This window comes from Pseudomonas sp. P5_A2_2 (assembly GCF_054177685.1).
In genome coordinates this window covers 1-5,232 of the sequence record NZ_JBGCUL010000279.1, presented here as the reverse complement: position 1 = coordinate 5,232, position 5,232 = coordinate 1, and the positions used below count along the sequence as shown (strand labels likewise).

The window sequence follows — 5,232 nt, the reverse complement described above, 5'->3', positions numbered from 1 at the left end:
ATCTAGATGAACCTGCATTTGCATCGCCTCACAACTAGAAGAGAAAAATAATGACATCTGCACTCAAGACCTTTGTTCCGGGCGCCTTGGCCCTGCTGCTGCTTCTGCCCACCGCCCTTCAGGCCAAAGAAGCCGMAACCCAACAGAAACTGGCCAACGTGGTAATCCTGGCCACCGGCGGTACCATTGCCGGCGCAGGGGCCAGCACCGCCAACAGCGCAACCTATCAAGCGGCGAAAGTCGGCATTGAACAGTTGATCGCTGGCGTTCCTGAGCTGAGCCAACTGGCTAACGTTCGCGGCGAACAGGTCATGCAAATCGCCTCCGAAAGCATCACCAACGAAAACCTGCTGCAACTGGGTCGCCGCGTAGCCGAACTGGCCGACAACAAAGACGTCGATGGCATCGTGATCACCCACGGCACCGACACCCTGGAAGAAACGGCGTACTTCCTGAACCTGGTGGAAAAAACCGAGAAGCCGATCATTGTCGTGGGCTCGATGCGCCCGGGCACCGCGATGTCCGCCGATGGCATGCTGAACCTGTACAACGCGGTGGCCGTGGCCAGCAGCAAAGACGCGCGGGGCAAAGGCGTGCTGGTGACCATGAACGATGAAATCCAGTCGGGTCGCGACGTCAGCAAGATGATCAACATCAAGACCGAAGCGTTTAAAAGCGCCTGGGGTCCACTGGGCATGGTGGTAGAAGGCAAATCCTACTGGTTCCGCCTGCCGGCCAAGCGTCACACCATGGATTCCGAATTCGACATCAAGAACATCAAGAGCCTGCCTGACGTCGAAATTGCCTATTCCTACGGCAACGTCAGCGACACTGCTTACAAGGCCCTGGCTCAATCCGGCGCCAAAGCCATCATCCACGCCGGCACCGGCAATGGCTCGGTATCGTCGCGGGTAGTTCCATCCCTRCAAGCCTTGCGCAAGGACGGCGTGCAGATCATTCGCTCCTCCCATGTCAATGCCGGCGGCTTTGTATTGCGCAACGCCGAGCAGCCAGACGACAAATACGACTGGGTCGTGGCTCACGACCTGAACCCGCAAAAGGCCCGAATCCTGGCAATGGTCGCGTTGACCAAAACCAATGACAGCAAAGAGCTGCAACGGATGTTCTGGGAATACTGATTCGCCCTCGCCCGACCGATCCGGTCGGGCACCCCCGTGCGCCATTCGCCAGCCTTGGCGAGTGGCTGCCGCTGTATCTGACAAAAAAACTCCCTTCGTCTTACGCCAAACGGAACAAACCGCTGTCAGAGGATTTTCTTGAATTTTAAGTAGTTGCGAAAATGCTTACAGTTAAATACTGTATGTACGTACAGCTTAATAAGGATAATCCCGTGGACACCACCTCTGCCTCTCCTGACACCTATGTACGCATGGGCCTGCGCGTTCAGAAAATCATCAACTCTCCCACCGCACAAAAGGCAAGGGCAGCACTGATCTTCCGCCTTCCTGACGAGCCGGTGGATGAATGGGAACGCTTGCTGGAAGAAATCGACGAGAACGACAACGTCACCCTCGCCTATCGCGACGATGGCGGCGTGCAGATTTTCTGGGTTGTGCCGAAGGAAGATTGAGTCGATGAGTGCCCGCTGGTTTGCTTTGCTGTTCCTGTTTTTTGTCGTGGGCGCGCAAGCCGACGCCCCGCGCACCTTCACCGAAGCGAAAAAGGTGGCGTGGAAGCTCTACGCGCCCCAATCCACCGAGTTTTACTGTGGCTGCAAGTACACCGGCAACCGGGTGAACCTTGCCGCTTGCGGTTACGTGCCACGTAAAAATGCCAAACGCGCATCCCGCATCGAMTGGGAGCATATCGTGCCGGCCTGGCAGATCGGCCATCAACGCCAGTGCTGGCAAGAAGGCGGCCGCAAGAACTGCACCCGCTACGACCCGGTTTACCAAAAGGCCGAGTCCGATCTGCACAACCTGGTGCCCAGCATTGGCGAGGTCAACGGCGATCGCAGCAACTTCAGCTTCGGCTGGTTGCCCGAGCAGTCGGGACAATATGGTTCGTGCCTGACCCGGATCGACTTCAAGGCCAGGAAAGTCATGCCCCGCCCTTCCATCCGCGGCATGATCGCCCGAACGTACTTCTACATGAGCAAGCAGTATGGTTTACGCCTGTCGAAACGTGATCGGCAACTGTACGAAGCGTGGGACAAAACCTATCCGGTTCAGGCCTGGGAACGGCAACGCAACCAGAGCGTGGCGTGCGTCATGGGGCGCGGCAACGAGTTCGTCGGCCCGGTAGACATGAAGGCCTGCGGCTGAATCCAGGCAATAGCCGAAATTGAAAAGGCCTCGGAGCTGAGCACCCGAGACCTTTTTTGTTTCTTGAGCATCCGCAATACAGACGTTACTGAGCGGCCGGGCGCTCAAGCACCAGCAATTCGATGTTCTGTTTCTTCGCGCGAGTGAGCGCCGCACGGACTTCATCCTGCCTGGCTTCGGCCTCGGCCTTCGAATTGAACGGCCCCATCAGGATTCGCGTATTGCCATTTTCCTTGACGACGCTGGACATGAAGCTGTGCTCGATCAGCCAGCCACTCAAATCGCTGACTGCCTGAGGGGTTTCACCTCGCACTTCAAGATCCCATTGCGGGCCGGACACCGCCGCGGGTACGGCAGCCATGGCCGGTTGAGGCTTCGGCGCATCCACACTGCTGCCCTCGCCACATCCCGCCAGCGCCAATATCGCGATTACCAAAACCATTTTGCGCACGGCGTTTCCCTCTAAATCCATAAAGCTGGGATTTTAACATCCATGAATACTTCACGAGTGCCGTAAAATGGGCTCAAAACAACGAGAATGATGGTTGCGGCCTCTGTATAGTTACGCCTTGGGAATTAATGCCACATCTGCACGTCAGAAAGAGGCACCCAAACCACGAGACTTCGCACTAATCTATACATACCACCGACCTCTGCACTGTCCGAATCAGGTGCCCCACAAAGCAATCAAGGAGAAGACCATGCTGATACTCACCCGCAAAGTCGGTGAAAGCATAAACATTGGTGATGACATTACGATCACCATCCTGGGCGTAAGCGGCCAGCAAGTCAGGATCGGCATCAACGCCCCGAAGGACGTTGCAGTGCATCGTGAAGAAATTTATCAGCGCATTCAGGCTGGCCTGACCGCCCCGGAAAAGCCGCAACCCTGAATCCTGTTGCAGTCAGTAGCCAGCCCGTTCAGCCCGCAATCACGGCTGGCTAAAGATTCGGCATTGCATCGCTTCCGCCTGCTTTCCACACAAGCCTCCAGGGGCCGACTCTAACGACAAGCTCAACGCTCTGGCTGTCAGACCTTTCTGTTCACTCCATGGAAGTACGCGTTCGCTACGTGATCAACCAAACATCACGCCACGCGCCATACCAGTCGCCGCTACCACCATCAGCAGCACCAGCAGCGCCTCGACATGACTGATCCGCGCAAATAGCTTCGCACGACCTGTATCGATCGCCACTTTACGGGCAAGCGCTATCCGCCATTTGATCAGCGTCACCATTGGCGCAATCTCCAGCAGCAAGATCAGGACGAACAGCGTCATCTTCAGATGAAACAGCGGCTGATGCAGGTAATAGTCCGTGCCTTTCTCGTACCCGCCAAAGGCTCGCATCCCCCCGCTGATCAGCAAAACGACAGCTGCAATACCCCAGATATTGTCCGCCATCAGAACACTGCGCACTTGCGCGGCCCCATCGGCCAAACGTCGAAAAGCTGTGCCTCGAACCAACACCGCCCAAAATCCCAAGGCAAATGCCAGAAGATGAACCKCCGCTAGAAACCAGTGAGTCAGCATCGAGAAAATCCTGCCAGGTCGAAGTTGTATGAGCCTGTCAGTAGTAGCCCATGAAATGTCTGCTTGCACACATCTGCGGACATTACCCGGAACACAAATGACAGACCTACTAGACTCCATTGCGCTGGTATTGAGCGTCCGTGACAGTACCAACCCCAACGACCACTCACTCTCACCGCATTGAACCGGGTAAACAAAGTCATGTGTGAATCATGTGATTCAAGCTCTGCTTCAAACACAACAGGCCGTCGTCGTTTTCTTCAATTTGCCGGGTTGAGCGCAGGCGCCCTGCTGCTGACCGGCACACTGCCCGGCAAGCTCATCCAGGCAGCCGAAAAAGCGTCAGCCCCACCCAAACCTCAAAACGTAATCAGCCCCGATATGGCGTTGAAAAGACTGATGGAGGGCAATGAACGATATGTAAGCGGTACTTCCACGACACACGATTTCAAGGCTGAGCGAGAGGCCCTGGTGTCCGGTCAAAATCCGTTCGTGGCAGTACTGAGCTGCTCTGACTCGCGGATCGCCCCGGAATATGCGTTTGATACCGCGCGAGGCGATCTTTTCTCCATCCGCGTCGCGGGCAACTTCGTGACCCCGGAAGGCCTGGCCAGTCTTGAATACGGGGTTGCCGTACTGGGCGCACCGCTGATTCTCGTACTCGGTCATGAGAGCTGTGGCGCCATCGAGGCAGGCATCAAGGCCGTCAAGGATCAGACAATTTTCCCCGGCCATATCCCGAAACTGACTGACGCACTCAAGTCGGCAATCGAGACAGTACTGAAGCAACCCGGGAGCTTGATGGAAAACGCCACCGCGCAAAACGTCAAAAACTCTGTCAACAGCCTGAAACAGGCCTCGCCATTGCTGACAGATGCGCAGAGCAAGGGCAAGTTGAAGATAGTGGGAGGCATTTATCGCCTGGCGAGCGGCAAGGTAGAGTTGATCGTTTGAACCGCAACACGCACATCGCCCGCATCGGAGCACAACCCCGCAAGCAAAGAGCCCAGCACGATGGCTGGGCTCTGTTTATTTTCGATTTTCCATCATTTTGTCGGCGAGGGTTTTGGCCCTCTCGATCAACAGGTTCTGCCTGTCTTCGTGCGTAGCACCGCCCACAACCGGGGCAGTCAGATTGCTTTCCGCAATCAATGCAGCGCAGAAGTATTGATCCCAGACAGCCTTGTCCACTGATGCCGGTTTGATGATTTGATCGACGTTCATAGGCGGCTCCTTTCGATGAGGCAGCCCCACTAGTTTACGCCTGAATGGCAAAGAATCCGGACTATCGTCCACAGTGGCTCGCCATTCGTCGCCTACGAAAACACAACGAGGAATTCACCCACTTCCGCGGCTTGAGGATTGCTAAGATCGTGCGTAGCAGCGGCCGGAACGACATGATTCTGACGCAGTAG

At 56.0% G+C, this 5,232-nt stretch carries 8 protein-coding genes; 5 read left to right on the top strand and 3 right to left on the bottom strand.

Translation table 11 applies throughout. The features are described from left to right. Positions 1–50: 50 nt before the first annotated feature. The 3 genes from ACXRVY_RS16270 (at position 51) to ACXRVY_RS16260 (ending at position 2,285) form a co-directional block, all read left to right on the top strand. A complete protein-coding gene (locus ACXRVY_RS16270; RefSeq protein WP_458237762.1) occupies positions 51–1,139 on the top strand; it encodes an asparaginase in 1,089 nt (362 codons plus the stop codon). A gap of 161 nt (positions 1,140–1,300) precedes the next feature. Then, a complete protein-coding gene (locus ACXRVY_RS16265) occupies positions 1,301–1,591 on the top strand; it encodes a DUF1654 domain-containing protein (protein WP_223457138.1) in 291 nt (96 codons plus the stop codon). Positions 1,592–1,595: 4 nt separating this feature from the next. After that, positions 1,596–2,285, top strand: coding sequence for an endonuclease (locus ACXRVY_RS16260; RefSeq protein WP_458237761.1), 690 nt, complete (start codon positions 1,596–1,598; stop codon positions 2,283–2,285). Between the two features lie 85 nt (positions 2,286–2,370). Here the strand turns inward: ACXRVY_RS16260 and ACXRVY_RS16255 are convergent, their stop codons facing one another. Beyond that, positions 2,371–2,736 (bottom strand): SPOR domain-containing protein, encoded by a 366-nt coding sequence (locus tag ACXRVY_RS16255; protein WP_223457135.1) that lies wholly within the window; start codon positions 2,734–2,736, stop codon positions 2,371–2,373. 250 nt (positions 2,737–2,986) lie between these two features. Here ACXRVY_RS16255 and csrA point away from each other — a divergent pair, with 250 nt between their 5' ends. Then, positions 2,987–3,178, top strand: a complete 192-nt coding sequence (gene csrA / locus ACXRVY_RS16250; protein ID WP_053161267.1) for a carbon storage regulator CsrA — start codon at positions 2,987–2,989, stop codon at positions 3,176–3,178. Positions 3,179–3,361: 183 nt separating this feature from the next. Here csrA and ACXRVY_RS16245 read toward each other — a convergent pair whose 3' ends face one another. Continuing rightward, entirely contained in the window at positions 3,362–3,817 is a 456-nt protein-coding gene (locus ACXRVY_RS16245) for a DUF2214 family protein (RefSeq protein WP_458237760.1), read from the bottom strand. Between the two features lie 201 nt (positions 3,818–4,018). Between ACXRVY_RS16245 and ACXRVY_RS16240 the strand changes: the two genes are divergently transcribed. After that, positions 4,019–4,771 (top strand): carbonic anhydrase, encoded by a 753-nt coding sequence (locus ACXRVY_RS16240; protein WP_223457131.1) that lies wholly within the window; start codon positions 4,019–4,021, stop codon positions 4,769–4,771. Positions 4,772–4,846: 75 nt separating this feature from the next. Here ACXRVY_RS16240 and ACXRVY_RS16235 read toward each other — a convergent pair whose 3' ends face one another. Continuing rightward, the gene (locus ACXRVY_RS16235; protein WP_150727129.1) at positions 4,847–5,041 is read right to left on the bottom strand and encodes a hypothetical protein; all 195 of its coding nucleotides are present in this window, start codon (positions 5,039–5,041) and stop codon (positions 4,847–4,849) included. Positions 5,042–5,232: the final 191 nt, after the last annotated feature.